Origin of the sequence: Polyangium jinanense, assembly GCF_028435265.1 — a bacterium.
In the GTDB taxonomy this organism is placed as follows: Bacteria; Myxococcota_A; Polyangia; order Polyangiales; family Polyangiaceae; genus Polyangium; species Polyangium jinanense.
On record NZ_JAGTJK010000013.1, the window covers coordinates 44,262 to 69,075 of the forward strand.

Annotated in this window: 23 protein-coding genes; 15 read left to right on the forward strand and 8 right to left on the reverse strand. The window is 65.8% G+C overall.

Annotated elements, in window-relative coordinates; translation table 11 throughout:
- The first annotated feature begins 19 nt into the window (after window positions 1-19).
- Complete coding sequence (locus tag KEG38_RS23650; protein WP_272422071.1) at window positions 20-949, forward strand: hypothetical protein; 930 nt, start codon at window positions 20-22, stop codon at window positions 947-949.
- A gap of 32 nt (window positions 950-981) precedes the next feature.
- Here the strand turns inward: KEG38_RS23650 and KEG38_RS23655 are convergent, their stop codons facing one another.
- The 3 genes from KEG38_RS23655 to KEG38_RS23665 form a co-directional block, all read right to left on the reverse strand.
- Entirely contained in the window at window positions 982-1,119 is a 138-nt protein-coding gene (locus tag KEG38_RS23655; protein ID WP_272422073.1) for a LexA family transcriptional regulator, read from the reverse strand.
- Between the two features lie 482 nt (window positions 1,120-1,601).
- Entirely contained in the window at window positions 1,602-2,378 is a 777-nt protein-coding gene (locus tag KEG38_RS23660; protein WP_272422074.1) for a hypothetical protein, read from the reverse strand.
- A 248-nt stretch (window positions 2,379-2,626) separates the two neighbouring features.
- Entirely contained in the window at window positions 2,627-2,953 is a 327-nt protein-coding gene (locus KEG38_RS23665; protein ID WP_272422076.1) for a hypothetical protein, read from the reverse strand.
- Window positions 2,954-3,098: 145 nt separating this feature from the next.
- Between KEG38_RS23665 and KEG38_RS23670 the strand changes: the two genes are divergently transcribed.
- On the forward strand, window positions 3,099-3,293 hold the full coding sequence (locus tag KEG38_RS23670) for a hypothetical protein (protein WP_272422079.1): 195 nt from the start codon (window positions 3,099-3,101) through the stop codon (window positions 3,291-3,293).
- A gap of 22 nt (window positions 3,294-3,315) precedes the next feature.
- Here the strand turns inward: KEG38_RS23670 and KEG38_RS23675 are convergent, their stop codons facing one another.
- Entirely contained in the window at window positions 3,316-3,456 is a 141-nt protein-coding gene (locus KEG38_RS23675; RefSeq protein ID WP_272422080.1) for a hypothetical protein, read from the reverse strand.
- Window positions 3,453-3,935: a hypothetical protein gene (locus KEG38_RS23680; protein WP_272422082.1), complete on the reverse strand. Its 483-nt coding sequence runs from the start codon at window positions 3,933-3,935 to the stop codon at window positions 3,453-3,455. The genes KEG38_RS23675 and KEG38_RS23680 overlap by 4 nt, the downstream gene beginning before the upstream one ends.
- Before the next feature lie 135 nt (window positions 3,936-4,070).
- Here KEG38_RS23680 and KEG38_RS23685 point away from each other — a divergent pair, with 135 nt between their 5' ends.
- The gene (locus KEG38_RS23685; protein ID WP_272422083.1) at window positions 4,071-4,388 is read left to right on the forward strand and encodes a hypothetical protein; all 318 of its coding nucleotides are present in this window, start codon (window positions 4,071-4,073) and stop codon (window positions 4,386-4,388) included.
- A 65-nt stretch (window positions 4,389-4,453) separates the two neighbouring features.
- On the opposite strand, the gene KEG38_RS23690 is transcribed toward KEG38_RS23685, so the two are convergent.
- Genes KEG38_RS23690 through KEG38_RS23700 form a run of 3 tightly spaced genes read right to left on the reverse strand, consistent with a single transcriptional unit; the run spans window position 4,454 to window position 11,859 of the window.
- Entirely contained in the window at window positions 4,454-6,919 is a 2,466-nt protein-coding gene (locus KEG38_RS23690; RefSeq protein ID WP_272422085.1) for a type VI secretion system Vgr family protein, read from the reverse strand.
- Window positions 6,920-6,931: 12 nt separating this feature from the next.
- Entirely contained in the window at window positions 6,932-7,804 is an 873-nt protein-coding gene (locus KEG38_RS23695; protein WP_272422087.1) for a hypothetical protein, read from the reverse strand.
- Between the two features lie 5 nt (window positions 7,805-7,809).
- Window positions 7,810-11,859: an RHS repeat-associated core domain-containing protein gene (locus KEG38_RS23700; protein WP_272422088.1), complete on the reverse strand. Its 4,050-nt coding sequence runs from the start codon at window positions 11,857-11,859 to the stop codon at window positions 7,810-7,812.
- 188 nt (window positions 11,860-12,047) lie between these two features.
- Between KEG38_RS23700 and KEG38_RS23705 the strand changes: the two genes are divergently transcribed.
- The 12 genes from KEG38_RS23705 (at window position 12,048) to KEG38_RS23755 (ending at window position 24,802) form a co-directional block, all read left to right on the forward strand.
- Window positions 12,048-12,869, forward strand: a complete 822-nt coding sequence (locus KEG38_RS23705) for a hypothetical protein (RefSeq protein WP_272422090.1) — start codon at window positions 12,048-12,050, stop codon at window positions 12,867-12,869.
- Between the two features lie 1,339 nt (window positions 12,870-14,208).
- Entirely contained in the window at window positions 14,209-15,249 is a 1,041-nt protein-coding gene (locus KEG38_RS23710; protein ID WP_272422091.1) for a hypothetical protein, read from the forward strand.
- A 69-nt stretch (window positions 15,250-15,318) separates the two neighbouring features.
- Window positions 15,319-16,557 carry an RNA polymerase sigma factor gene (locus KEG38_RS23715; protein WP_272422093.1) on the forward strand — a complete coding sequence of 413 codons (1,239 nt, stop codon included), beginning with the start codon at window positions 15,319-15,321 and terminating at the stop codon, window positions 16,555-16,557.
- A gap of 704 nt (window positions 16,558-17,261) precedes the next feature.
- Entirely contained in the window at window positions 17,262-17,717 is a 456-nt protein-coding gene (locus tag KEG38_RS23720) for a hypothetical protein (protein ID WP_272422095.1), read from the forward strand.
- A 149-nt stretch (window positions 17,718-17,866) separates the two neighbouring features.
- Window positions 17,867-18,235 (forward strand): hypothetical protein, encoded by a 369-nt coding sequence (locus tag KEG38_RS23725; RefSeq protein WP_272422097.1) that lies wholly within the window; start codon window positions 17,867-17,869, stop codon window positions 18,233-18,235.
- A gap of 9 nt (window positions 18,236-18,244) precedes the next feature.
- On the forward strand, window positions 18,245-18,514 hold the full coding sequence (locus tag KEG38_RS23730; protein WP_272422098.1) for a helix-turn-helix domain-containing protein: 270 nt from the start codon (window positions 18,245-18,247) through the stop codon (window positions 18,512-18,514).
- Window positions 18,515-18,518: 4 nt separating this feature from the next.
- Complete coding sequence (locus KEG38_RS23735; protein ID WP_272422100.1) at window positions 18,519-19,076, forward strand: RNA polymerase sigma factor; 558 nt, start codon at window positions 18,519-18,521, stop codon at window positions 19,074-19,076.
- Window positions 19,051-19,455 carry an AAA family ATPase gene (locus KEG38_RS56420; RefSeq protein WP_504970459.1) on the forward strand — a complete coding sequence of 135 codons (405 nt, stop codon included), beginning with the start codon at window positions 19,051-19,053 and terminating at the stop codon, window positions 19,453-19,455. Before KEG38_RS23735 ends, KEG38_RS56420 begins: the two co-directional genes overlap by 26 nt.
- Before the next feature lie 53 nt (window positions 19,456-19,508).
- Window positions 19,509-22,316, forward strand: a complete 2,808-nt coding sequence (locus KEG38_RS23740) for a serine protease (protein WP_272422102.1) — start codon at window positions 19,509-19,511, stop codon at window positions 22,314-22,316.
- Window positions 22,317-22,342: 26 nt separating this feature from the next.
- Entirely contained in the window at window positions 22,343-23,518 is a 1,176-nt protein-coding gene (locus KEG38_RS23745; protein WP_272422104.1) for a S8 family peptidase, read from the forward strand.
- Between the two features lie 32 nt (window positions 23,519-23,550).
- Window positions 23,551-24,564, forward strand: a complete 1,014-nt coding sequence (locus KEG38_RS23750) for an AAA family ATPase (RefSeq protein WP_272422106.1) — start codon at window positions 23,551-23,553, stop codon at window positions 24,562-24,564.
- Between the two features lie 94 nt (window positions 24,565-24,658).
- Entirely contained in the window at window positions 24,659-24,802 is a 144-nt protein-coding gene (locus KEG38_RS23755) for a hypothetical protein (RefSeq protein ID WP_272422108.1), read from the forward strand.
- Window positions 24,803-24,814: the final 12 nt, after the last annotated feature.

Here is a 24,814-nt window from a genome sequence, read left to right on the forward strand (position 1 = left end):
ATGAGTTAGCCTTGGGATCGTGTCCACGAACAGTGCGCGCCGCGTTAACGATCGAAGAAACACACTTGCGGATGGGAAAGCCTTACCGCAGGCATCGTCGACCGCGCTGAAACTATCTTTACTGAAAACCCTGTCACGATCACGCATTGCCGAACTCTCCGAGTGCCTTGGCGCGAGCTACACGACGGAGCTGGAGCAGCTCGGCGCCCTCTGCGACAGCTTCGATAGCGTGCTTATGGAGCTCAAGCGGGTCGAGCTGAAAAGCATGTGTGCGGCTGCCGGCGTCAGCGACCGGGGCAGGAAATTGGAACTCGTGCTGCGTCTCATGGGCAAGGAGATCAAGGCTCCAACGCCTGAGGAGGAACGCTGGCGCACAGCTATTCACGAGGCTGGTCATGTCTTGTTACACGAGCTTTATGACCTCGACTACTCGGGCGTGACGCTCAACCCGGAAGAGCAAGAAGCGGCAGGGCTCGTGATGAGGGTCCCGATGGCTTCTCTCCTGGCGAGCAAGACGTCAAGCGCTGTTGAGCTACGGGAGTTTATTCAACGGATTGTGATGGTAGGGCTGGGTGGGCTCGCAGCAGAACGGATCGTGTGCCATACTGATAATGGAACGGTTCTTGGAGGCGCGCACAGCGATACAACAGGGGCTTCTCAGCTCCTCGGCCCGTTCACGATACCTTCGGAGACCCCAGAGCGGGAGCGCCGAGCGTGGCTCCTCTGGCTATTGGCCCGTACAGGTTCGGTGATCCGATTAAATTTAGAGCCACTTGAAGCAGTGGCTCGTGAACTCCTGCGTTGCGGTGAACTCTCACGTTCGCAGGTGCAAAAGGTGCTCAAAAAATATCGTTTGAACGATGGTGAACCGACACAAGAAGCAATCCAATGGCTCAAGGGCTCTCTCGAGGTAGATCGACATGAGGGTCGTCCCGCGAAATCCCGCTGAGCAATGCTGGGTACCATCGTCATTGACGACAACTAGTTTTGCACATCGAGCGGCGGCAGCTCCGCCTCCGGGACGAGCACCCTGATCGAGCGGGCCACGCCGGGCTCCCACGCGATCAGCCCGCGCTGCGCGAGCGTGACGATCGTTCGGTGCACGGACGGCGCGCTCACTTGGAAGTGCTTCTACATCTCCGCCTCAGAGGGGGCGTGTCCGTGGACGGCCGTATAGGTGTGGAGGAAGACCAGGTAGCGGCTCTGCGTCTCGGTAGAGCGCGGCTTCTTCAATCTGGTGATCGAGCCCGTCAGTACGACATCTTGAAGAACGATGGGTTTCGAGACCAACCGACCAAAGAATCCAACCCCGCCCAGCAGCGCGCGGGAGCTGCCCTCGCAGCCGCAGGTCCTGCAACTGGCCACGTACCGCCTGGCGCGCCTGAGGACAACGCGCATTTCCCCCGGTCACAGAGCTTCCCCGAGCCGGCGCTCAGTGCCGGGCGCTGACGAAAGACGCGACGGTCGCGTTCTTCGCTGACGAGGGCGCGCGATCTTCTTCGCGGTCTCTCATGACTCGCCTGGGACACCGAGGATATGTCTGCCCGCACCACGCTGGAACAAGGGGCTATGAGAACGGGCCCTGCCCGTTCCCCGCGGCATCACGCCGCGCGACGTGCCCACCGAGAGGGCCGGTCCCTCTTGATGGTGCCCGGGGTCGGCGCCTTTCTGAGCCGGCCCCGCGTCTTCGCCCGGATGCCGCTCTCCGGCGCAGGCTCCTCGCTGGCCTTCGCCCGCTTGATCTGCCGGCGATGGACAGCGTCCGGCATGCCGGCGTGCTGGGCCAGGAGTTCGCCGAGCTCCTTGACCCTGCGACAGACCGCGACCCTGTCCATGCCGAGCACGGAGCCGATCTCATCGAGGCCGTGTCCGGCGGCCCGCAGCTCGATGAGCTGGCGATCCCGCGGGGCCAGCGTATCCAGCCATTCGTTCAAGCTGATGGCGCTGATGATCCGACCCATCGGATTCAGGCTGCGGGGCCGTGCCCTGCCGACATCCGCGTTCGACTCCTGGTTGTCGATCTGCGGGTTGTCCTCGAACTCCGCGACGTACTCGCCGAGGCCCAGGACCTCGACGCGGCGGTGGTTGTAGTTGCGCTGGTCGAAGACGTCCTTCAGCCTCTGGGTCCGATCGCCGGAGGCAAGATGGCGACTCAGGTCAATGGCGCGTAGACGGCAGGCATGCACGAGCAGGGCATCGTCGAGGATGTCACCCACCTCGGCGTGCTTCTTGTAGAGCGCCCAGGTAAAGCCGAGTGCTTCCTGCATTCGATCCTCACGGATGTTGTCGTGCAGGAAGCGCGCGACGGGGTTGAAGATGCCACGTCGGATCTTCTTCTCGAACTCCTGGCGAATGTTCTTCGGAATCGTGGTCGTCACGGGGTCCTCCATGGAGCGCGCACACGGAGGCCCTTGCCCCGTGACGCGCAGAACGCGCGCCACGCAGGCGCGGAGACGTTTCAACGATGATGAGGAGTTCTCCTCATTGTTCTTATCCCGCAGCCTGACGAATGTTTGCGGAGGACGAACTTATGGTTGGAGTGTCATCACGTCGTGCCGAAACACGCTCGGAATAGAACGGCCAGCGGAGCTAAAAGAACGGGCATTTAGCCCGTTCCCATGTGGGTTCACGCGGCGTGCCGGAACGCGTCGAGGGAGACGCGGTCGCACCACGCGGCGTACTCCGCGTACCAGACCTTCCACTCCTGCACGAACTCGGCGAACGCGAGCTCGCCCCGCACGAAGCGAGAGCAGAGCTTGTGCTGCTCGAGGATGCCCTCCTCCGTGATGGAGAGCATCTGGAGCTCGATCGCCGCCGCGACCTCTGGTTCGGTGCCGGTCGATTCGAGGATGCGCCTGTAGAGCCCGAGTTTGCGGAAGAGCTTCACCGTCTTCTCGCAGCGCACCTTCTCTAGATCGAGAACGGCATGGGCAACACGACGAAAGATATTCATGAGGATTCCCTCCATCGTTCTTATCCCTCTGCCTGGGCTGGAGTTGCTGGGCCGCCCTCCTATGGATGTGCCTGAAGATCTCGCGTAGCGCCATCTTGAGCGAGATGTATGATCCTCTCCGGCTCTACATCATCGGAGGTGGTCCATGGGCAAGGGTGGTGGTGGGAAAGCAGGCGGGAGCTCGGGAGCCAAAGGGGGCGGCGGCAAGCCGGCCCCTGGCACGCCTGCCGGCAACAACAAGAGCAATCAGGGCAACCCGACCAGCCCGGTGTACTATCAGTCGCGCGGGCAGCCGGTCCCCTCCAACCTGCCTTCGGGCCCCAAGCCGCCGGGCAAGTAGCCCCCGTTGTTGGGTTCCGGCATCACGCCTCGCCGTACGTGAACGCGAGCCCCCATCGCTCGCGGCTCAGCGCCATCTCCCCGCGGTTATTGGCCCGCAGCACCCACTTATCGTCGTCCTCCCCGAACATGTAGTAGACGTCGGCGCCAGGACGCGCGATCAACTGTGCAATCGCTCGACGTGCTCCCGTAGCGATGCGATCCCCCCGCGCTCGGCCGCGGCGCGGGCGGCCTCGAGCGCCTTGTCCGCCACCTCCTGCAGGCCGACGGCCGCCGCGAGCGACCCAACAGCCATCCACGCCGCCGCCGCCTGGGCCGGGAGCCCAGCACGCTCTGCATGGACCGCGGCCTCCGTGAACCGCCGCCGAGCATCCTCTTGGGCCCCTCTGGCGAGCGCGGCGGCCCCAAGCGCCATCAACACCCCTCCGAGCTCCCGCGCGAGCCCACGCCCGCGGCAAAGCTCGACCGCGTCCTCGTACGCTCCCGTCGCCGCCTGGGGCTCCCCGGTTGCCGATGCCTGCGCCGCGGCGAGGAGCGCGGCGCGGAGAGGCTGCATCGCTGCTTCTGCCGGCAGCGCGTTCATGAATCCGAACAACGAACCCTCGGGGACAATAAACCGCGCCTCGGCGTCCAGGTTCTTCACGGACCGAGACTCATCGAGCACGGCACACCGCACGCCGGGCGGGAAAGGCAGCCGCAGCCATGCCTGTACGGCTCCGAGAAAGCCTGGCCCATCAGATACATGTCGGGGCAGGAGACCCACGAGCACGCCATCGAGATGGGGCGCCAAGAACTCCGCCACGTGGGCCAGTGCAACGGCAGCACGGTGGGACGCATCTCCGGGCGGCAAGGGCCCGAGGCGGGGCAGCTCGATGCCCTCGGCACCTACGCCCCCGCGAAGCTGCTCGTATTGCGTGGTGACCGCCTGCGTGAGCGCGGTGAAGTAGCGATGTGCATCCTCGAAGGGCTCGTCGAAGAGAAAGAACGGGCGCCGGTTGTCGGGCGCGTGCTCGAGCAGCCGGAGCGCCTTGATGACCTCCCGGTATCGGTCTGGCTCCGCCACGATCCGAAGGCTCCGCACCCGTTCGGCGCATAAGAATTCAGCTATCTCCGAGACGAAACGATACGCCGCAGCGGATACCGGATCCATGGGTCCTCCCTTCAGTTGAGCTTGACCAGTCCCCCGGCCACATTGACCGTGCCTCCGGCGACCGATACGGAGGGACCCATGATCTCGACACCACCGGCGCCGATCTTGATTGCGCTGCCGCCCGCGCTGAGCACGATCTCCCCGTCGGCCGTCAGGTTGATGAGGGGCGCCTGGATGGCCGCCTCTCCCTGCGCGAGGACAACCACGCTCCCTCCGGCTTGGACGTTGACCCCGCCGCCAGTTGCCAGCGAGGCATCCGCGCCCACGGCACCCTCTGCGCTGGCTGCGATGCTGCGCAGGAACGCGGCCCCGATGGCCTCGAGCACGCTGCCTCCGACGGCAACGGTTCGGTTACCTGCAATGTTCTGCTCGTCGCTACCTGCGACGGCAATGGAACGGCTTCCCGCGACAATGAGACTCGCACTGCCTGCGACGGTCTCCGCGCGGCTTCCGCCCACATCTACCGTCTGATCAGCGCCTACCTGAATGCGCTGGGCCGCCGCGACGTTGAGAGCGTCGCTCGCGCCGACCATGGCAGTTCTGTTGGCGGCGACGCTGAGGCTGTCGTCCGCACCGATCTTCGTGGAACGATTCGATCCGATGGTTGTGTTTTGGTTCCCGTCGACCGCGATGCTCTCGTTCCCCGCGACATGCTCCGCGTTGTTTCCCCCGACGTCTGTGCTCCGGTTCGAGCCCGTACGCTCGCTCCGATTCACGCCAACCCGCGAATTGCTGTCGTTCGTGACCTTCTCGGCCCTGTCATGGCCGACGGTCGCGCAGAAGTCGCGGCCGGCATTCAGCACGACCCGCTCGCGTCCCTTCGCATCGTCGAAGGCAAACTCGTTGACCACACCAGCACCCGGTGTGGAGAAGGACTTCATTGTACTCACGGTCGGTGACCCGCTGGCTGGCGCCGGGGGGAGGTTCTGGCCGTTGTAGACGCAGCCGGTCACGATGGGTCGATCGGGGTCGCCATCAAGAAACTCGACGACCACTTCGTCATCGACGCGCGGATGGAACAACGCGCCCCGACCTGCGCCTGCAAAGGCGTGGCTGACGCGGACCCAGCATGACGTCGGCTCTGCATCGTGACGCTCCGGATCATGGTCCCAATGGAAGCGCAGGCGTACGCAGCCGATCTCGGCGCCCGGTGGTCCCCCGACGTGTATCTCCGCGCCTTTGGTCGATGGCTCAGCCGTCACGAAGGCCGTCTGTGAACCCACGATGCGGGGCTTCTGCACGGTACGGGCGGGCCGGAAGCGCGAGGGAGAAGACCGAGAACCCCGCCCACGGCGCACGCACTCGAACCGCGACTTGAAGGGTTCTGGCTTGTCGCCGGAAGGGAGCGACACCACGCCGGCCTGCTCGGCCTCGAGCTCAAGGCGCGTGACAAGGTACTCGCCATCATGATGGGTGCCGTCATGGTCGAGATGAAAAACCGTGCCGGCGGACAGGACGCGGACTCCCCCCGAGCCAGTTGCGTATGACGCCTCGACGGCGTGGCGATCGAGGCGAGCACGGGCGAGCGGCGCGCCGAGCGCGGACTTGTCCTGGAAGGCACCTGGGAACTGCTCCTCGAACAGGTCAGCATGTGTGCCGGCCTCGGCATGGAGGGCAATGTTGGGCTTCCGCCAGTCGTAATCCAGGAGTCGCACAGCTTTCTCGCGCAGGCGTGCACCGAGCGTGATTGCGGTGATGTCGCGACCGTGGACACCTGGGCCGAGGGAGCGGAAGGGGGCGAGCCAGGTCTTGCCCTCGTCCGCGTCCGAGAGAACGAGGAGGCACATATCCGAGCCGTGCTCGAAGTGGTAGGCGATGCCCTCGTCTTCGAGGATACGTGAGAGGAACGCGTGGTCGCTTTCGTTGTACTGGACGCAGTATGGTCGGGCGGCCGGGTTATCGAGGCGGCTGACATCCGTGATGCGGTAGCAAAAGCGCGGAGCCGCAGGGGTGAACGCGAGGGGATGATGCTCGTCGCCGTGGGCGGCAGCCCCGTCGGTGCGTGTGAAGATCGGCGCCAGCACGGCATCGATGATCTGGCGGAGGGTCTTGTCGAGGAAGATGCGCGAGCGCGTGCGGCGCTGCGCGAGGGCGAGCGGAGGCTCGAGGGTGACGCGATAGAGCATGCCCTCGGGGGCAAGGGCCAGCTCCTGAGCCTCGGTGATGATTCCGTGAACGATGCGGAAGCCGGGATCGGTGAGGGAGGCAATCCGGAGGCAGGCGCGGGCCCCGAGCAGCTCCTCTGGGTCGTCGAGCCCCGGGCCGCGGAGCAGGACGGTGATGTCGTAGCGGTAAAGGGTCGAGATGGCCTCGCGGGCCGCGAAGCGTACGACCGGGAGATGGTCCCATGGGTTCGGGCCAGGAGCGCCTTCCCAGGCGAAGGTGAAGTCGAGCCGGGCTCCGGCAGCGAGATCGCGCAGGCGGTCCACGATGCTCATCGCGGTGGTCCCCAGCGTTCCGAGCGAGACCTTTGCCATGGACATCTCCTTTCAGGGCGCGAACACGTCTCCGTCAGCCGGCAAGAAGCCCTGCTTCCGTGCCTTTTCGATCACGGCATCGAGCAGAGGATCGGGCGGCATCCGGGGCCGAATGTCGTTCGGTGGGGGCTTGGCCAGTGGGGTCTGCATGAGGGGATGGTCGAGCTCGGGCATGGGGAGACCCTGCTTCGCGCGGACGGCCGCGATGGCGAGGATGTCGACGGGGAAAAGATCGTAGGGCGACGTCAGGAACTCCTTGTTCGCATCGGAGTACACGGCCTCGTCGAGGTGGTAGTCACAGGCGTTCAGCAAGGCGGTGACAAGGCCCTGCCCATCATTCCAGGTGTCAAGCACGGAACGGTAGACCCCGATGCGTGCAATCCCCTGGCGATCTAGCTCCGGTCGAGGCGCGCCGGCGTAGCGATGCCATAGCTCCAGCATGAAGACCGCGAACGAACTGAGATCCCAAGAACCGAAGGCATTGTCATCGAGGCTTCGGATCATCCGTGAGGCAAGCCACGCGGCCATCCGCTCCTCGCCGAAAACAAGAGCATGCGCGAGGGTGTGGGCGGCATCCAGGACATGGGTTCCACCAGGATCAATACGAGTATCCCACCAGTTATAGTGGAGAACCCGGTCAAGATGTGCCCAACCCTCGATTCTACCGCCCAGTACATCAAACATGCCATGCTGAGCGTACCAATTCCCAAGCTGGCGCAGGATGCCGGCTGCAACAGCAGCCGCACGTGGCTCTCCACTTCGGATCCACTTTTCGATGTCGGCGAAGAGCTTCTTTCGCTGGTCGAGGCGAGGATTCTTGCACCATGCATTCAGATCACGGGCAAAGCTTCGGACGTGTTTTTCTCTCTGTGCAGCCGTCTTCACGCTATTCACCAAGGGCTTCGCGTTATGGTTCCGTTGCCCAGCACCACCCTCAACACCTCGCCTTTGATAGAGCCCGATCCGCCACTGTTCCGAATCTCCTGCATCAGACTCAAAGCCTTGCTCTGGGTCTGTGGATCGCTCGTCGCCTGCCAGAAGCGGCGACCTTGCGCGGCTCGAACAAGGCGGCTCCATACGAACTGCGTGGCGCCATTCTTCTGTGCACCGGCGAGCCCGGCCGCATACAGTCCTTCGGTCGTCTTAACCTCGAAGAACCGCAGCATTCCGGCCGCATCGCGGGCCACGATGTCGATGCCGTGGCCCGACTTGTTCCGGATGCTCCCGAGGATGTTGAACCCCAGCTTTTGGAGGTAGTTCCTCGCGATCCGCTCGCCCCTCTTCCCGGTCTGGTGGTTCTTGCACGCGAGCCCCAGCGGGTCGATCCCCGCCCACGGCTCCGGCACATAGTTGTACAGCCCGAGCCCGCCTTCAGGCCCGATCGGGTCCTGGCTGATGTACCGCCCGAGGCCGGGATCGAAGTAGCGGAAGCGGTTGTAGTAGAGCCCTGTCTCCTCGTCGGCATACTGCCCCGCAAACCGCCAGGGGCACGCGGTTTCCGCCACCTGAATCCACGCCTCGCCCAGGGGACTGATACCGCCGAGCCAGGCAGTCTTCCCTTCCTCATCCACCAGGATCAGCGGGACACCCCGGTGGTCTGCAATCACGGCGAACCGCTCATCTCCCACGGCCTTCGCCACCGGCGAAAGGCTGCCTGGCTCCCACAGCCACGTCTCGAGCGGCGCACCCTCGGTGATCTCGTGGATTAGGTCGTCGCCATCCCAGACGTACCGTGTTGTTTTCCCCGGGCTGTCTTTCCGAATACGCCGCCCGAGGGCGTCGTATGCGAACGAGATCTTCGCCCCGTCCGGCCGCACCACATCGACGAGCTGCCCCAGCGCATCCCACGCGTACCGCCACCTCGCCCCGTCCGGCAGCACCTTCTCCACGAGCTGCCCGTCGGCGTCGTGCACGTACCGAACACCGTTGGCCTCCTCGACGCGCCCGCCTGCTGCATACTTTCGATCCGATCGGCCCTCGCTTCGATACACGTTACCGACCGCGTCGACCGGCTGATGTTCAGTACGTCCCCCGGGCATTACCGACCAGATGAGATATCCCCGTCGATCATGGCCAAAGACGACCTCTCGCCCCTTGCCCATCACGAGCGCCTCGAGCTCCTCATCGGACTTCCAGCGATAGCCGAGCTCCAGGGCGGCTTCCGGCGCCTCCATCGTGCGAACCGCCGGCCTGCCAACATGATCCCAGTCCCAGTGGCTCGTCACCTCGCCGGGTAGCTGCCGCGCGACCTCATCGCCCACACGGTCCCGCGCGATGGCCGACTTCCACGGCGCACGCACCCGCGGACCGCCCTCACGCAGCGATTCCGGCGTGAAGTCGCCGAACCGCTGGCTGTGACCGAACGATACTTGTTCAAGCGTACCCCGCTGATCGAAGCCGAAGTGCGCTTCGTGTCGGAGGCTCGTCTGCAGGAGCACCCGCTCTCCCGCGGCGTTGTAGCGGCTCTCGACAATGACGTCTCCCGCGCGCTCCTCCACAACACGCCCAAGGGCATCGCGCACGAAGGTCACGTCGGATGCGGCGTTCGTCGCACGCACGAGCTCGCCCCTCGCGTCGTAGGCGAACTCGACCTCCTGGACCGAGGGCAGCACCGCGCCCGGCAAGATCGGCCCCGGCATCCGCAGCTTGATCAGGCGGCCCAGCGCGTCGCGCTCAAGCGAGATGTGCTTGCCACCGCCGGTGGTCACGCGCTTCGTGTGCCCCACCCGATCGTACAGGCAGGCCAGGGTGCGGCCGTCGAAGCCGACCTCCTTGATCACGCGCCCCGCGCGGTCTCGCTCGTAGCGGTAAACCTCTCCCCGCTCGTTCGTCAGGGCGACAAGGGCCTCGTCGCTGTCATAGGAGAGCTGCACGATCCCGCCTTCGGGGTCCACCTGCTTTTCGAGCTTGTTGAGGCCACGGTACGCATAGCGCCACACTCGCCGCGCTTCATCCTCGCCCTCGATCACGTTTCCCTCGGCGTCCCGCTTCATGCGAATGAAGGCTCCGTCCGAGCGCTCCGCGCGTACCACGCGGCCGCACAAGTCATGCTCGAGCCGCACCTCCACGCCGCGGGCGTCGACCGCCTTGATCACCCGCCCCAGGTCGTCGAATTCGTACCGGCTGACGGCACCTCCAGGCGTCATCACCCCGATGCAATTGCCATGGCCGTCGTGCTCGAGCTGTACATTGCGTCCCAGGGGGGCCTCGACGGACAAGAGGAGCCCCCGCCGGTCGTACTTGAATCGGCTCTCGCCCCCGATCGGATCCACCTCCCGCACGAGCTTGCCCCGATGGTCGTACGCCCAGCGCCACACCGCGCCAGCCGCGTCGACCATCTCCACAGGCAGGTTCAACGCGTTGTAAGTCCACCGCGTCTCGTGCCCCAGCGCATCGCGCTCGAGGGTCTGGTTTCCACGCGCGTCATACGCCCATTCTGTCCGGCGGCCGAGCCCGTCTATCTCGGCGACCTTGCGGAAACCGTCATCCCATTCGTAGCGTCGCTCGACCCCCATCGGGTCGATCTCACGCTCCACGAGACCGTCGCCGTTACCGAAGTACGCTGTGCGTCCACCGCGCCCGTCTTCCACGACCGTGGCGAACTGCTCCTTGTGGTACGTGAGCTTCCGCTCGTAGATCTTGCCGTCCCCCCACGTGTGCACGCAGTAGCCGCCAGGCGCGTACCAGTCGTACTCGAAGTAGAAAGAGAGGCCGTTGCGGTTCGTCTCCTGAATGAGCACGCCGCCCTTGTATGCATATCGAAACGAGTGCCCCGCGGCCTCCTCGGCCGCCACGAGGTAGCCTTCTTCGTTGTACGAATACCGAACGAGCGTGTGCCACGTGTCGCCACCGCCCTCGGGACGCAGCACGCGAACTGCGACAAGGCGGCTGCCCTTCATGACGAAGCGAAGATGGCGCCCCGCGCTATCTGTCCCGTCGTGCAGCCGCCCATCCCGATAGCGCAGCGTGATTGCATTGCCGCACCGATCGCTGATCTTCGCGAGCGGGTGCGTCACAGCCGCCCCCTCGACCGCCTCGAAGCGGTAGCTCGTGCCGTCCCAGAAGGTGAGCGTGTACCCGGCCTCGTCACGCGCCAGCGTGTAGCGGTCTTGGTCCCGCCACTCGGAAGCGCCCACGGCGAGGTCCAGATGCCGCGCCACGCGCCCATCAGGCAGACGCACATCGAGGCTCAGCCGGTGGCCGCGTAGCGGGCTCTCGTCGACGCTCGCCTCGAACGGGTGATGCCAGGCCGGGCCAAGCGTGCCCGCGGTCTCGTCGCCGCTGTAGTAGTTGCGCTCGAAGACAAGAGGGAGTGGCCCCGGGAGTTCGAAGTCCACCGCGTCCGTGAGGACCTCGCCGGTCATGACATCCACCGGATGTCCCGTCAGAAAACAGACCAGCTTGCTCATCCGTGAGCGGGGCTTGATCCGGAACGCGCTGTGGATCTTGTTGGAGAACCACTTCGTGCGCATTCCCCGCATGATCAATGCCGCGGCGTCGAAGGCGTCCGGGCCGCCGACGTCTACGGGTGGCCCCGAGGGGGGCGCGATGCACGACGAGGTGGGCACGTTGATCGGGAAGTTGCAGCTCGAGACGAGCGAGCCCGCGCGCCCCGCCGACAAGCCGCCGAAGTACACGGTCTTGCTGCCGGTCACGAACGTGCCCGCGTTGTCGGGGACATCGTTCGGCGCGAACGTCGTGCCCGGGGGCATCGGGGCGTGGGAGAGGCCGAGGACGTCGGTCGCCACCGTCGCGGCGGGCAGCCCGTTGACGAGCACGGGGCCGCCGCCGAGCACGGCCGAAAGCGCCGCGCCCAGGGGGTCGAAGACGATGCCGATGAAGGGGTGCGGGAGCGGCCAGGGGTTCGGCGAGCCCGGCACGACCACCATGTGGATGTCGATCCCGAGAACCAGATCCCCCCATTTGGCCGCCGCCGGCATGCGCCCCCTTCCGCGTGGTCTAGCGGGCCTGCCACAGGCGCACCCAACGGGCCAAGTTCTTGGCGCGGCACACCCGGTCGACGCGCGGGATACGCGGGGTGCTCTATGCCGTCGCGAGCTGCGCCTGCAGTGCCCCTCTCGACATGAGGGAGCCTTGGGGGCATGACGGAGCCGAGGAGGCTATCTCCATGATCCTGCCCCGCGTCGTCGTCGCGCTCACGTTCGCGCTTCTTGTCCCGGTCTTCATCACCTTGCCGTCATGCAGCGGCCCTGCGTGCAAGGACGGCGGCGAGGGCTGCCCGTGTACAACAGGCGCCGAGTGTGGCAGGCCGCCCATGTGCACGGGCTGGATCTGCGACGGGACCTGTCGCAGCTTCAACGAGCGCGTGGGCTTCCGCTGCCGGATCGAGCCCTGCGCCAGCGGTGAGAAGTGCCCCGGCGTGTGCGACGGCGCGGGCACGTGCATCGGGTGCCTGCAGGACGCGGACTGCAAGCCGGGGCATACCTGCGAGCCCGGAAACGTGTGCTCACGGTGCGATGACGGCGTGAAGAGCGGGGACGAGACCGAGGTCGATTGCGGCGGGTCATGCCCGCTGTGCCCGGGGACCTGCAACGTGGATGCTGACTGCCCTGGGGGCTACTGCTGGGAGGGCCTGTGTGTCCGGTGCGACGATGGAATCCAGAATGGGGACGAAACGGGCGTCGATTGCGGCTCCTTGCTTGGCCACTGTCCCGTCTGCACCGGTTACAAGTGTGAGACCGACGAGCAATGCGCGACGGGGATCTGTGCAGCGGTTGGGGTCTGCTGCAAGGTCGTCTGCGATGGCTGCCAGCAGTGCGAGGTCGATGGGGAATGCGTCCCGATCGCCGGTCCCATCCCATGGGCCGACTGCCTCCCCGGGCAGCTATGCGGCCTCGGTGGGACCTGTGTGTGGAAGGACGGTTATCCCTGCACGAAGAACGAGGATTGCTTCAACCTCGTCTGCTCGAACGGGATCTGCGGATTCTAGCGCCGGACTCGCTATGGCGGAGGAGCGAGCTCCGGGACGCAGCAATAGGTGACGGGAGCGCCTGTGTACGCCGCGCCGATGACCTCACCCCCGCTGGGCTCGCAGGTACCAGGCTCTGAGAAGACGACCTCGGCCGCCTTGCTCGCGAGCGCCGTGCCCATTGGCAGGTCGACGCACTTCGGGCCCTCAGTCGAGGGCAGAACGAGAACTCCCTGCTCGTTCGTGCAAGACTCATTCGCATAAGCCCAGACCCGTACCGAGCATGCTCCCCCTTGCGGATCGCCGCACGTGCAAGCCGAGCAAACTCGCTGCTCCTCGACCTCTGCCCAACCATCATGTCGGTCCGTCCAGCCCGCTGGACACGATGCCAAGGCCCCCAGCCCGTAGGCGACGCGGCAAAGCCTGTAGCCTGGTAGTGGCGGGAGTACGCAGATCCTGGCGATGTCGCAGGTCCCCACGTCGCCGGCCGCGTACTCGATGGCCCTCGTCCGAACCGGCGGTGGGAGAGGCTGCCCATCGGGCGGCATCGCCGGCTCCGCGACGCACGGCGCGACCGTGGGCGGTTCGACCTCCAACGATCGAACGCACGGAGCTCCGTCGCACAGCATGCCTGCTGGGATAGGGCTCGACGAGGAACAACTCCCGTCCCAGTCGGCAGGAGGATCGAAAGGGGTGAGGGTGGACATCGAATTGTCTTGACAAGCGGTCGACCTGGCGCGCCACGCGCTCGGCAGGACGCAGCCCACCGAGGGCGTTACGCAGGAGCATGTCGGGCATGAAGGTTCAGCGAACACGACGTCCACCCAGCTCTCGTAAGGCTCGGCAGGAAGTGGCGGCGGCGGAGGATCCGTCTCCTTGCCGAACCACACGTACGACGGGTGCCGGTTGAAGCCGCCGCTGCCTGGCGTGATGCAGTCTCCAGGGCACGTCGATCCTGGACCTCCATCATCTTCGCCCGCATCGGCCTCGGCGTTGTCGCCGGCATCCACGTCGGCATCATCGCCTGCATCAGGCGGGCACGCGTACTTGTCTCCTGGCGGGCCGCAGCACGGGACCTCCTCGCCGTCATCGTCGAAGCAGATGGTGGTCCCCACGATGAGGCCGTTACAACTGTCCGCGTCACAGGCAGCGAGCCCGAAGGCGATCAACGTGCCGAGGTACGAGGCGAAGGTCCTGAACGCACGCACGCCGTAAAGGCTAACCCCCGGATCCAGGCACCGTCAACGTTCGGACCCGACGGACAAACCAAGCCTGACTGCTGTCGCGCTCCACCAACGCTTGCGCCTCTCGCGCCCCCCGGGCATGCTCTGCGCTGGGGACAAACCTGGTCTCTCAGGTCATGCGCGACGCCTCTTCACGCTCATGCAAGGCGCGCCTTCTGCTCGTCGCGGCCCTGGCCTGCGGCAGCTCGGAGGCCACGGCGCAGCCATCCCAGGTGCTGCCGTGGCGCCTCGACTACGCCCCCGGTCCCGACGCCCCGAAGAACTGCCCAGACAAGAGCTACATCAAGGCCGCCCTCGCCACGAAGCTCAAGGGCCACGACCCCTTCACCGACGACGCGCCGCGCTCCATCTCCGTCAAGTTGGTGCTCACGGCGCAACGGATCGAGGCGCATATCGAGGCGCGCGACGAGAACGGGGAGGTCGTCGGCAACCACGTTACCCACGCGGAATCTTGGCGGTGCGATCAGCTCGCAGATCGCACCGTGTTCTACCTGCGCGACATCGTCGATCCCGTCGTACTTCCCCCTTCGGAAGCCGATGTAGTGCCGAACTCGTCCGCGCCCCCGGCATCATCTCCGGCGCCGCTACGTCGACCACCTGCTCCTCCGCCAAGTCGGCCAGCCGCAAAGCCCCCGATGCGCTCGCCTTGGCTCCCGCAGCTCGCCGTGTCGGCCAGCGCAGGCGCAGCCTGGTGGAGCGCTCCGAAGACGGCGCTGAGCCTTGCGGTGGGCCTCGAGGCGCGGTGGCCCCGTTTCTCCGTCGGGGTCGAAGGGTACTACGACCATGCCTGGGAATTGGCGACGCAGCAGGACGTAGCGGCTGAACGCGCGGCGCTGGCTGCGCTGGCGTGCTTTCGCCAGGACCTGTTCTCGGCTCGGGCCTTCGCTCGCGCGTGCCTCTTCGGTGACGTGGCACTTCTGTTGGTTGACGCCCAGAAGATCAAGCTCTCCGATAACGATGAGCTCGTGTTCGACCTCGGTGCGCGGATCGGCGTCGGGTTCTGGCTCGCTCGTTTCTTGGGCCTCGAGCTCCACGGGGACGTTGTCTATGTGCCCCGCCAGCCCGCGTTCGTGGTCGACGGCGAGAAGCTCTGGCGCTCTCCCCGTCTCGGCGGCGCTGTCCGGGTCGGCCTGGTTGTTCCCTTCGACATCCGGTGAAGTAGCCTTCGAGCGCGAAGCCGTACGATTTATTGGACGCGTCGCCCGTCTCGGCGCGTGTTTGTAGTCGTGCGCCTCCTTCTCCCGTTCCTGCATCACTCCAGCGACGCCTTTCTCCGCTTCTACGCGACGCACATTCTGACCGTTCTCGGGATCCTGGCGCGGATGGGCGTGCGCCTGGCGGATGTCGATGACCTCGCGCAGCTCGTCTTCGTGAAGGTCTACAAGAACTTCGACAAGGTCCCATCCGCAGGGGTCGAGGACTGGCTCACGATGATCTGCGATCAGCAGGCGGCGGAGCATTACCGCCTCTACCGCCACCGCTTCGAGACCCCCGAGGCAGACGCTGGCGTGGACGTGCCCAGCGACGAGAACCCGCACGATCGCTTCGAGCATCATGAACTCGATCAGGTCGTCAAACGCGTGCTCCAGACCATGGACGCACAGCTCGCCGATGTACTGATCAGGGCCGAGTTCAACGGGGAGTCGCTGCCGAAGATCGCCGCGGCGCTCGGGGTCTCGCGCAACACGGCGCAGGCCAGGCTCGTCGAGGCCAAGGACGTCTTCCGGCGCAGGGTGAAGAAGCTGTTCGGCCGGGATTTCACGCCGTTCATGCTGCTGCCCTTCGGCGTCGATGCCGTCTTCCGCCCGGAGGACCTCACGCCCGACTTCATCGAGAATGCACGGCGCGAGGTCTGGCGTGGCGTCGCCGGCGAGCTCGGTTTCCACGAGGTACTTCCTCCCGCCTTGGCGCCGAACCCGTCGCCGCCCTCCGAACCGCCGGCTTCGGGCAAGCGGCTCATCCAAGCGGTCGCGCCCACGGGCTCTGGGCCTGCTGCTCGCGCCACGGTGAAGGCGGTGCTCGAGCTCATCAAGCACCCGCTCTTCCTGGTCGGCGTCGGCGCCTTGGGCGGGGGTGGCGCGGTCGCGCTCTGGCCCCGCGACGAGTCACCTGCCGCGCGGCATGTGGTGCCGATGGTGCTCTCCGTCGTGATCGACGAGAGCGGGCGTGGAGAGAGCTCTGCCGTCGCGCCCCCGCCCACCCCAGGCCCGAGTGCGACCGTGGTTGTCGTCGCGCCCCCGCGCCCCTCGCCCGCCGCCGTGCCCCTCAACGACCCAGAGACGACAAACCTCGAACAAGCCCGGGAGATGCTTTCGCGCGGGCAGTGTGCCGAGGCGCTCTCCACGCTGCGACAGCATGAACGGGACTACCGGGACAGCCATCACGCGGCGGTCCGAAACAAGTACATCGCCACGGCGCTCGAGGGCCTGCGGCAGAACGAGCAGAAGAGCGGCAGCACGCCCTGACCAGCCTCGTGCACGCAGGCGTGCACTTTTCTTGGACGGGTCGACAGCGTCGGCTCGTGTTTAGAGAGTAAGGGACATGCGGCTTCAGCGCCCGGCCATGGTCGCCGGCACGCGGGCACGTTTGTCCTCGCGAATCATCATCATCCGCAGACGGCCGCGGTGGCGAGCGCGCGTTGGAGGACGTTCGTCGAGGCATACCACCGCGGTCGCCTGGGGATGGTGATGTTCGCTCGAAGGAGGTCGCGGGATACAGCTCGCATTCGCTAGCCCAGGTTCCGCGCCCGCCTCCGGGCGATCATCACTCCCATCGTCATCCGCTATCGGCTGCGACGTCTCCCGAGTGGACGTCGCAGGGCCGACGACATGCAGCTTCGCGGCTTTTCAGGCCGTAGACGGCATTCGTGCGCTCGGAGGGGTACATGGCCGACGAGGAAGAAGACGAAGCCGCCACGCGCGTGATGACGCGCCCGGCAGCGAGCCACGAAGAAGACGACAACGCCCCCACGGCGTTCTTCGTGCGTCCGGCTGCTCCCGCGCCTCCTGTCCCCGCCACGTCGATCCCGGTGAGGCCCTCATGGTGGCGCGTGCTCATCGAGGTCTTGTGCTTCTGGCGGCGCCGCCCTGTAGCAGCGGTTCTCGCTGCTACAGCTCCGGCCCCTGCACCCGCGCGTCCCGTAGCCTCTGCGTCGACATCGCACGTGCACGTGTCCGCGCACAAGGCGGCGCGCAAGCCCGTCCCCACGCTCGTCTCGCCTCTCTCCCCAGGGCGGCGCGCCGTTGTCGACGAGGTGCACACGTTGCTCTGGAGCTTCGAGCCGCACGAGCTCGAGGCGACGGCGAAGCTCATCGAGCACATCGCCGCAGCTAGGCTCGCGGGTCCGGAGGGGCGCGTCGAGGCGCAGATCATCTACGCGCTCCTGTACATGCGCTCCGACGAAGACGGGGCGGTCGGCCTCGCCGTTCTGCGGGGCAAGCTCCTCGGGCTCGCTCGATCCGCGGTGGACCAAGCGCTCCTACATCTCGAAGAGCAAGGCCAAGTTGTACTTCGTCCTGCGAATCCGCTCTCCGGGACACGACAACTTGCTGCAGGGATCGAACATCCGACACGAGGGCTGCTCGAGCGCGTCGCTCCCGTTGCACAAGCGAGGAGAGCGTCTTGAGCGGCGAGCGCGCCACAACAGGTACGCCAGGCGGCGCCAACGCGCAGGCCGCGCCCATCTCGACAAATCCGCCGTCGACGATCCGACCTTCCCCGCCTGGGCCCCCACGCGTCGAGCCTCGACGACGTCATCGCACGCCGATCGAGGAGGTGAACGATGTCCTCCGGCAGCTCCGCATCCCCGAGCTCGCCGACGTCCTGCTGTACGCGCAGCGCACCCTCGCCGCGCGTGACGCAGGCCCAGATCCGGCCGTCGTGAGCGAGATTCTCGCGGCGATGGGCCGGCTTCATCCGGCCTACAAGAATACGCAGGGCGTGCCGCTGCCGATCCTCCGCGGGGCCCTTGTTCAAGTTCCACGCGCGGCCTTCGAGGCGGCTCTACTTCACGCCGAGCGCGAGGGACGCGTCCGGCTAGTCGCTGCTCCGCTACTCGCTCCCTTCGTCGAGCGTGCCGCGGGCATCCATGACCCAAAGCGGGGCTTGCTCTACTTCTGCGCTTGCCCTGCGCCAGCGAGATGAAGGGGCCACATGCCTCGCCGCGCAACTCCAGATCCCCTGGCGATCAAGCTCGGCACCCGCATCAGGGACCTACGCCTCGAGAAGAACATGTCGCTCGACCAGCTCGCCGCGGCGAGCGGCGTGGCGAAGGGGCACCTCTCGAGCGTCGAGCACGGCCGCACCGTGATCAACGTGGGCACCGCGGACAAGATCGCGCGGGGCCTCGGGATGAAGCTCAATACGCTCTTCCGGTTCCCCGGCGAGAGCCCCCGTCGCGCACGCGGCGCCCATCGTGGGTAGGACGATGCCTTCGGTGGAGGCCTTGTACAAGGCGCACGCTGACGCGGTCCTCGCCAAGCTGCGCCGCCTGGGGATCGAGGGGCCCGTGCTCGAGGACTTGCTCCAGGACGTCTTCGTCATCGCCTTGCGAAGACAGGCGAGGATCCCGCAGAACAACGACGGCGCCAGACGCTGGCTCCTCGACGCTGCGAGGAAGCTCGCCGCGAACTTCCACCGCCTGTACCGGCATAAGTACGAGGGGTTCCGGCCCGACGCGATCGAGGCCGCGGTTGCCGAGCCCGAGGATCCCGAGGGGCACCTCGCGCTCTGCAACCTCGTCCGGACGGCGCTGCGCAAGCTCGCCTGCAGAGACGTTGAGCTGCTCCGGCGTCACGCGATCGACGGCGAGTCCCTGACGGCGCTCGCCGTGTGGCTTGGCATCACGAAGAGCGGCGCCCACGTACGCCTCGAACAGGCCAAAGAGCGGCTGCGGGTTCAGATCACTCGGCTTGAGCAGGTCGTCGAGTTGCGCGGTGACGAGAACCCGGTGGACACGGGTGCCGCTTCGTTTGAACAGCAATGACTTCCGTGCACACGCGAGGACGCGTTCGTGTACGTTGACAGGTCCGCGCTCATCGGCGAGTTCATCGACTAGCCCGGGCATCTCCGCGCAGCTCATCCTGCGCCCGCCGGGGTTCGGGAAGACGCTGAGCTTGTCGATGCTCCGCTACTTCTTCGAGAGGCGGGAGGAGGATCTGTCGCACCTCTTCGAGGCCTGCGGATCTGGCAGGTGGGCGAGATGTACCAGCAGCAGTTCCAACGCTACCCGGTCATCTACGTGTCGTTGGAGGCCATCAGTCCAGGGATTTCTCGGGATGCTGCGATGTGATCAACTTGAGGATCTTCGAGCTCTTCCGCGGGCACCGCGTCTTGTCCGAGGGCGGTTGGGGCGACGGTCTTGACTCCCCCAGCCGTTCAGGTTTCATCGGATGCGGATTCAGAGGCTTCGATGGCCATGCCGACGTTCGAGCAGGATCAGCGCGAAGGCGCGCTGCGGCGCGTGGAGCGGGCCGTCGCGCAATTGTTGGTGCGGCACGGCGGCAAAGAACTCGCCCGCGGGAGCGGCTTCCTCGTGGCTTGCGACATCGCGCTAACGGCGTGGCATGTCCTACTTGACCGTCGCAAGAACCCGTTTGAGGGCATCATCTGGCTCGTGTTTGAAGAAGTGGCGGTCCAGGCGACCGTGGAACAATTCGACGCGGAGCAAGACTGGGCCTTGCTACGGTGCGCGATCGGACTGGACCTCGAGCCGGTTCGGCTCGGCCGAACACTCTCACGCGGCGACATCTGGACCGCGTGGGGCGCGTTTGCGGATTCGGGCGGGCTCCGTCTCCCGGTCCGCGGCACGGTAGAACACCCAGCCGTGCCAATTGGCGGGGCGACGTCGACGGCCACCGATGCCTACGCGATTGCGCTCTACTCCGCACAGGCCGCTGCGGGTGACGGCCTGGACATGCATGGACTCTCCGGGGCGCCATGCATCGTTGACGGCGCGGTCGTGGCGCTCATGCGCGAGGCGCTGACGGACCAAGCGGGACGCACCGCCGGCGGAACGCTCTTCGCCTGCGCGATTGAGCGCGTCGCTCAGAAGGCGTCGAGCTTGCCCCCGATTGACCCATGTCGTGGGCTTCCGGGCTACGAGCGCGGCGACCTCCCGAGCTGCCCCTACCGCTATCTGGAGGCGTATACCGAAAAGGACGCGGAGGTCTTCTTCGGGCGTTGCCGCGAAATCCAAGCGGTTTTTGCGGCCTTGGAGTCGAGAGCCGCGCACGTGATCCTGCTCCACGGTCAATCCGGTGCCGGCAAGTCGTCGCTCCTCGGTGCGGGCGTACTACCACGGCTCAGGGCCCGTGCCATGCCAGTCTACGCCCGGGCGCCGACACTCACGGAGTTGATCCGCATACTGGACGACGGCGCGCCCTCAGGTAACGCAAGCCTGCGCCAAGCCTGGGCGGCGCGGGAGGCTAGAGAGGAGCGCGACGTCATCCTTATCATCGACCAGGCTGAGGAGTACTGCACGCGGCGCGCACACGCCGCAGTGAACGAACTGGCGCGGGTTCTCGATGCGCTATCGCAGAGCAAGCGCGCCGACAGATCGGCGCCCGCTCCCGCTGGCGTCGCAATCCTTTCGTTCCGCAAAGAGTGGCTCGCCGAGGTCGAGATGCAATGCGACAAGCTCTCTGTTGACGTCACGCGAGTACCAGTGCGTGCGCTTGACTTCGGCCAGATCGTGGAATCGATTGAGGGTATTGCATCGACCGAGCGTCTACGCGCGAAATACAAGGTGTCGGTAGAGCCAGGCCTGGCCTCGAGGATGGCGCGGGACCTGCTCGACGACCCTGCGTCGCCCGTTGGACCGGTCCTTCAGATTGCGTTAAAAGGAATGTGGGAGGCGTTCTGCGGGGGCGAGGCCGCAGGATTTGGCGACGACACATACCGCGCGGTTAGGAAGGCTGGCCTCGACGTCGGTGACTTTTTCGCGCGGCAACTGGTTACGCTGAAGGCCGAGTTCCCAGACGAGGTTCGGTCCGGGCTTGTCCTCGACTTGCTTTATTCTTTGACTACTGCTTTCCTCACGTCCTGCGCACGCTCGCTGAGCGACCTGCGGGTGGACTACGAGTCATCGACCCCCCGGCTGACCGAGCTGGTTGAGCATCTCAAGGGCTGCTTTATCATCACTGCCGTTCCGCAGGAGCGCAGCAAAGAACACCCCGTGCGGCTCTGCCACGACACGCTCGCTCCCATCGTCCGCGATATGTTCGCGAGCTCGCAGCTACCCGGTCAGCGGGCGCGACGGATCCTTGAGTTTCATACGTCTGGGGCACCTTCCAAGGTTGGACCCCTTTCTGGCGCCGAACTGGAAGTGGTTCTTGTCGGCAAGTCGGGCATGCGTGCGTGGAACGATCCAGAGAACACTCTTGTGCGCCGGAGCGTGAAGGCTAGGCGTAGGCGGAGGGGCGCCGCCGCAATGTCCGTGCTTGCCGTTACCGCTATCGGGATGTACGGGGCCCAGCAGGGCGGCCTGAGAACGTGGATCGCCCATCAAGTATATGCCCTGCAACTCAGTAGTGTCGCGCACAACGGCGTCACCGAGACAGCAACCGACCTCGGGAGTATACGATACCGGGACTACTACTGCGCGTGGTTTCAAGAGATGCAAGGCGGCGCAGTCCTGCATCCTGGTGTTCGTCGAGCAGGCGTTGTGATTTCCGGTAATGCGGGCAGGGGCGAGCTGAACGGTTCCGCCCTCATAGTCCGCAAAGACGACGCGGACCGGACGGTTCGATGGTTCTGGCACACGGGTCGGCTGCAGTCGATCAGTACAGCGGGCCAATATCTCGAACTCGCACAACGCCCCCACCCCGATCTGCCGCTCTCGTTTTATCCGACCACCGCCCGCGTCGAATTAATAGCCGAGCGCGTACGGGAACATGACCGCGGCCTGGGCCTTGACCTCACAGGCTCGTTTGCCACTCTGTACGGCCTCTATGGGCTGCACCGCTACCTCGGCCTTCCGCTCGGTGAGCCGGGGACGGACAACTGCCCGACGAGTGTGGTGATCCAAGCTCACGACCGCGGGTACGTAGTCAGCGGAATGCCGAACCGACGGTGCGTCGGGGAGGTCGAGGGGGTCCGCGACGTGCTGGTGTTGACGCGCACGGGCAGCGACGCCCACGGCGAGTTCGGTACGGGCGTTACGATCCGACAGTCGACGCAGTTCGCGCAGTTCCAACCCGTACGCGGCTGCCTCGACGTGCGATAATCCACGCCCCGATCTCAAGGAGCCACATGCGCACACGCTTCACGATTCTCCGAGGTCCGAAGGTGCCGCGCGGTCACGAGGACCGTAGTCCCGCGCGGTTAACCCCGATCTCGGACCTCGATTGTCCGATCTCGGTCGAGACGTCGGACCTGACGCCCGCCGAATTGCGAGACATCGATCGCGACTCAGGCGTCGCTGCCGTCGCGCCCGTGATGCCCACAAGGCTCGTGGCGCCAGTCGATGCGACAACGGCTACGGCCTCATCTGCCTGGGGCGTGGAGTGCATTGGTGCGGCTGGGTCGCGTTTCGACGGGGCAGGCGTAGCCGTCGCGATCCTCGACACCGGCATCGATGCGAACCACCCAACTTTCGCGGGCGTGACGAAGCTCGTGCAGAAGGACTTCACGGGCGAGGGAGACGGGGACACGAACGGTCATGGCACGCACTGTGCCGGCACGGTGTTCGGGCGCGACTGCGGCGGGCTACGCATTGGCGTGGCGCGTGGGGTCACAGAGGCGTACATCGCCAAGGTGCTCGATGCGAAAGGCGGAGGCACGTCTGATGTGCTTATCCAGGCGATCACCTGGGCCGCCGAGCAGGGAGCGCGGGTGATCTCGATGTCGCTCGGGTTCGACTTTCCGGGGCTGGTCAAGAGGCTCGAGCAGGACCATTGGCCAACCGAACTCGCGACATCGACGGCACTGGAAGCGTACCGGTCCAACCTGCGACTCTTCGATGCGCTGATGGCGCTGCTCCGCGCTCGGAGAGCCTTCGGCAACGGCGTCGTCGTGGTCGCAGCGGCCGGCAACGAAAGTCGCAGGGATGTCCGCAAAGACTTTCGCGTTGCGGTGTCGCTGCCGGCGGCGGCCGACGGCGTGCTCTCGGTAGGCGCGCTCGATCGGGCCGGCGACATGCTCACGGTCGCGCCGTTCTCCAACGCGTTCCCGACCCTCTGCGGCCCCGGGGTCAATATCGTATCTGCGAGGGCGGGAGGTGGATTGCTGTCGCTCACCGGGACGAGTATGGCCACGCCACATGTCGCGGGCGCCGCCGCGCTATGGTGGCATGCGTTGGCCGAGACGCCGCGGCACCTGGGTGCGAAAGCGGTGATGTCCAATCTGGTGGCAACAGCGCGCACCAACGCGTTTGTCCTCGGTACCGACGCGTCAGACTACGGGGTCGGTCTAGTATCGGCACCGTAGCGGGAGGCCGGCACAGGGAGCGCACGTTCGATGTGCTGGAAGCCGGCCTCCTCAAGGAACCCACGGGACGGCCGTGGCCGCCTAACGAGAAGTCTCGGCGTCCCTTCCAGCGCTACCCGGTCATCGACTTGTCGTTCGAGGGGTTCGAGTACAGCGACTGCTCGTCCTTCCGGGAGGCGATCTGCACGAGGATCCGCGCGCTCTTCCGCGAGCACCATGTCGTGTTCGAAGATGGTCGACCCAGCGAGCTGAAGGTACAGCGCTACCGGGAGATCATCGACGGGACGGCCGGCGAGCACATCTACGTCCGCGCGCTCTTCTACTTGTCGCAGTACTTGTACGAGCACCACGGCGAGCGGGTGGTGATCTTGATCGAGGACTACGACACGCCCGTGCTCGCTGGACAGCAACACGGGTACGCGCGCGACGTGCGCGACTGGCACGAGAGGTTCTTGATGGCAGCGCTCAAGGACAACCCGCACCTCTACAAGGCCGTCGTCATGGGGACCGTCCGCCTGCCGCTGGGGAGCCTCTGGTCGGGGAGCAACCTGGTCGTGTCGTCCCTGCTCGAGTCGAACTTCGCCGACGCGTTCGGCTTCGCAGAGGCCGAGGTGGAAGAACTGCTCGATCGGGTAGGGCGACGCGACGATCTCGCGCTCGTGAGAGACTGGTACGGCGCGTACAAACTCGGGGGGACGATCAAGTACAAGCCGAGCTCGGTGCTGCGCTTCTTCGCGCAAAACGAGCGAGAGCCGAAGGTGTTCTTGCCCGCGTGCTCGCGAGGATGCCTTCGCGCGCTTCTCCATCGGCGCGACCTACGGGAGGCCGTGCAGACGTTGCTCGCAGGGGATCTGGTGGAACTGCCGTATCCGCTCTGGATGACCATCGAGCCGCCCATGTTCGACGAGACGATCTGGCGCTTGGTGTTCATGGGCTACTTGACCGCGGAGATGCGCTCGCGCGGCCCGGGCGAGCTGCCGGTCTACCACGTGAGCGTGCCCAACGAGGAGATGCGGTTGCTCATTGAGGCGCTGGCAGGCAGGTGATGGAGTGCCGCGACGAGCAAGCGAAGAGCCCAAGGTCCGGCTCAACATCGAACTACCCGAGCGCCTACGTACCAGGCTTGAGCAGCTCCGGGTGATGAGCGAGGCCGACACGATCACCGAGGTGGTGAGGAGAGCCGTGGCCTTGTACGACGCGCTCTTCTCCGCGGTGAAAGAGCGCGGAGAGCGGATTATCTTGCGTGGCGCCGACGGCACGGAGCGCGAGCTGCTCATCCTCTGACCTCGCGTGCCC

Excerpts from the sequence above, each read along its gene's own strand:
- KEG38_RS23665 (WP_272422076.1), bottom strand. The coding sequence starts at position 2,953 with ATGAATATCTTTCGTCGTGTTGCCCATGCCGTTCTCGATCTAGAGAAG.
- KEG38_RS23670 (WP_272422079.1), top strand. The coding sequence starts at position 3,099 with ATGGGCAAGGGTGGTGGTGGGAAAGCAGGCGGGAGCTCGGGAGCCAAA.
- KEG38_RS23685 (WP_272422083.1), top strand. The coding sequence starts at position 4,071 with ATGGGGCGCCAAGAACTCCGCCACGTGGGCCAGTGCAACGGCAGCACG.
- KEG38_RS23690 (WP_272422085.1), bottom strand. The coding sequence starts at position 6,919 with ATGGCAAAGGTCTCGCTCGGAACGCTGGGGACCACCGCGATGAGCATC.
- KEG38_RS23700 (WP_272422088.1), bottom strand. The coding sequence starts at position 11,859 with ATGCCGGCGGCGGCCAAATGGGGGGATCTGGTTCTCGGGATCGACATC.
- KEG38_RS23705 (WP_272422090.1), top strand. The coding sequence starts at position 12,048 with ATGATCCTGCCCCGCGTCGTCGTCGCGCTCACGTTCGCGCTTCTTGTC.
- KEG38_RS23710 (WP_272422091.1), top strand. The coding sequence starts at position 14,209 with ATGCGCGACGCCTCTTCACGCTCATGCAAGGCGCGCCTTCTGCTCGTC.
- KEG38_RS23730 (WP_272422098.1), top strand. The coding sequence starts at position 18,245 with ATGCCTCGCCGCGCAACTCCAGATCCCCTGGCGATCAAGCTCGGCACC.
- KEG38_RS23735 (WP_272422100.1), top strand. The coding sequence starts at position 18,519 with ATGCCTTCGGTGGAGGCCTTGTACAAGGCGCACGCTGACGCGGTCCTC.
- KEG38_RS23740 (WP_272422102.1), top strand. The coding sequence starts at position 19,509 with ATGCCGACGTTCGAGCAGGATCAGCGCGAAGGCGCGCTGCGGCGCGTG.
- KEG38_RS23745 (WP_272422104.1), top strand. The coding sequence starts at position 22,343 with ATGCGCACACGCTTCACGATTCTCCGAGGTCCGAAGGTGCCGCGCGGT.
- KEG38_RS23755 (WP_272422108.1), top strand. The coding sequence starts at position 24,659 with ATGAGCGAGGCCGACACGATCACCGAGGTGGTGAGGAGAGCCGTGGCC.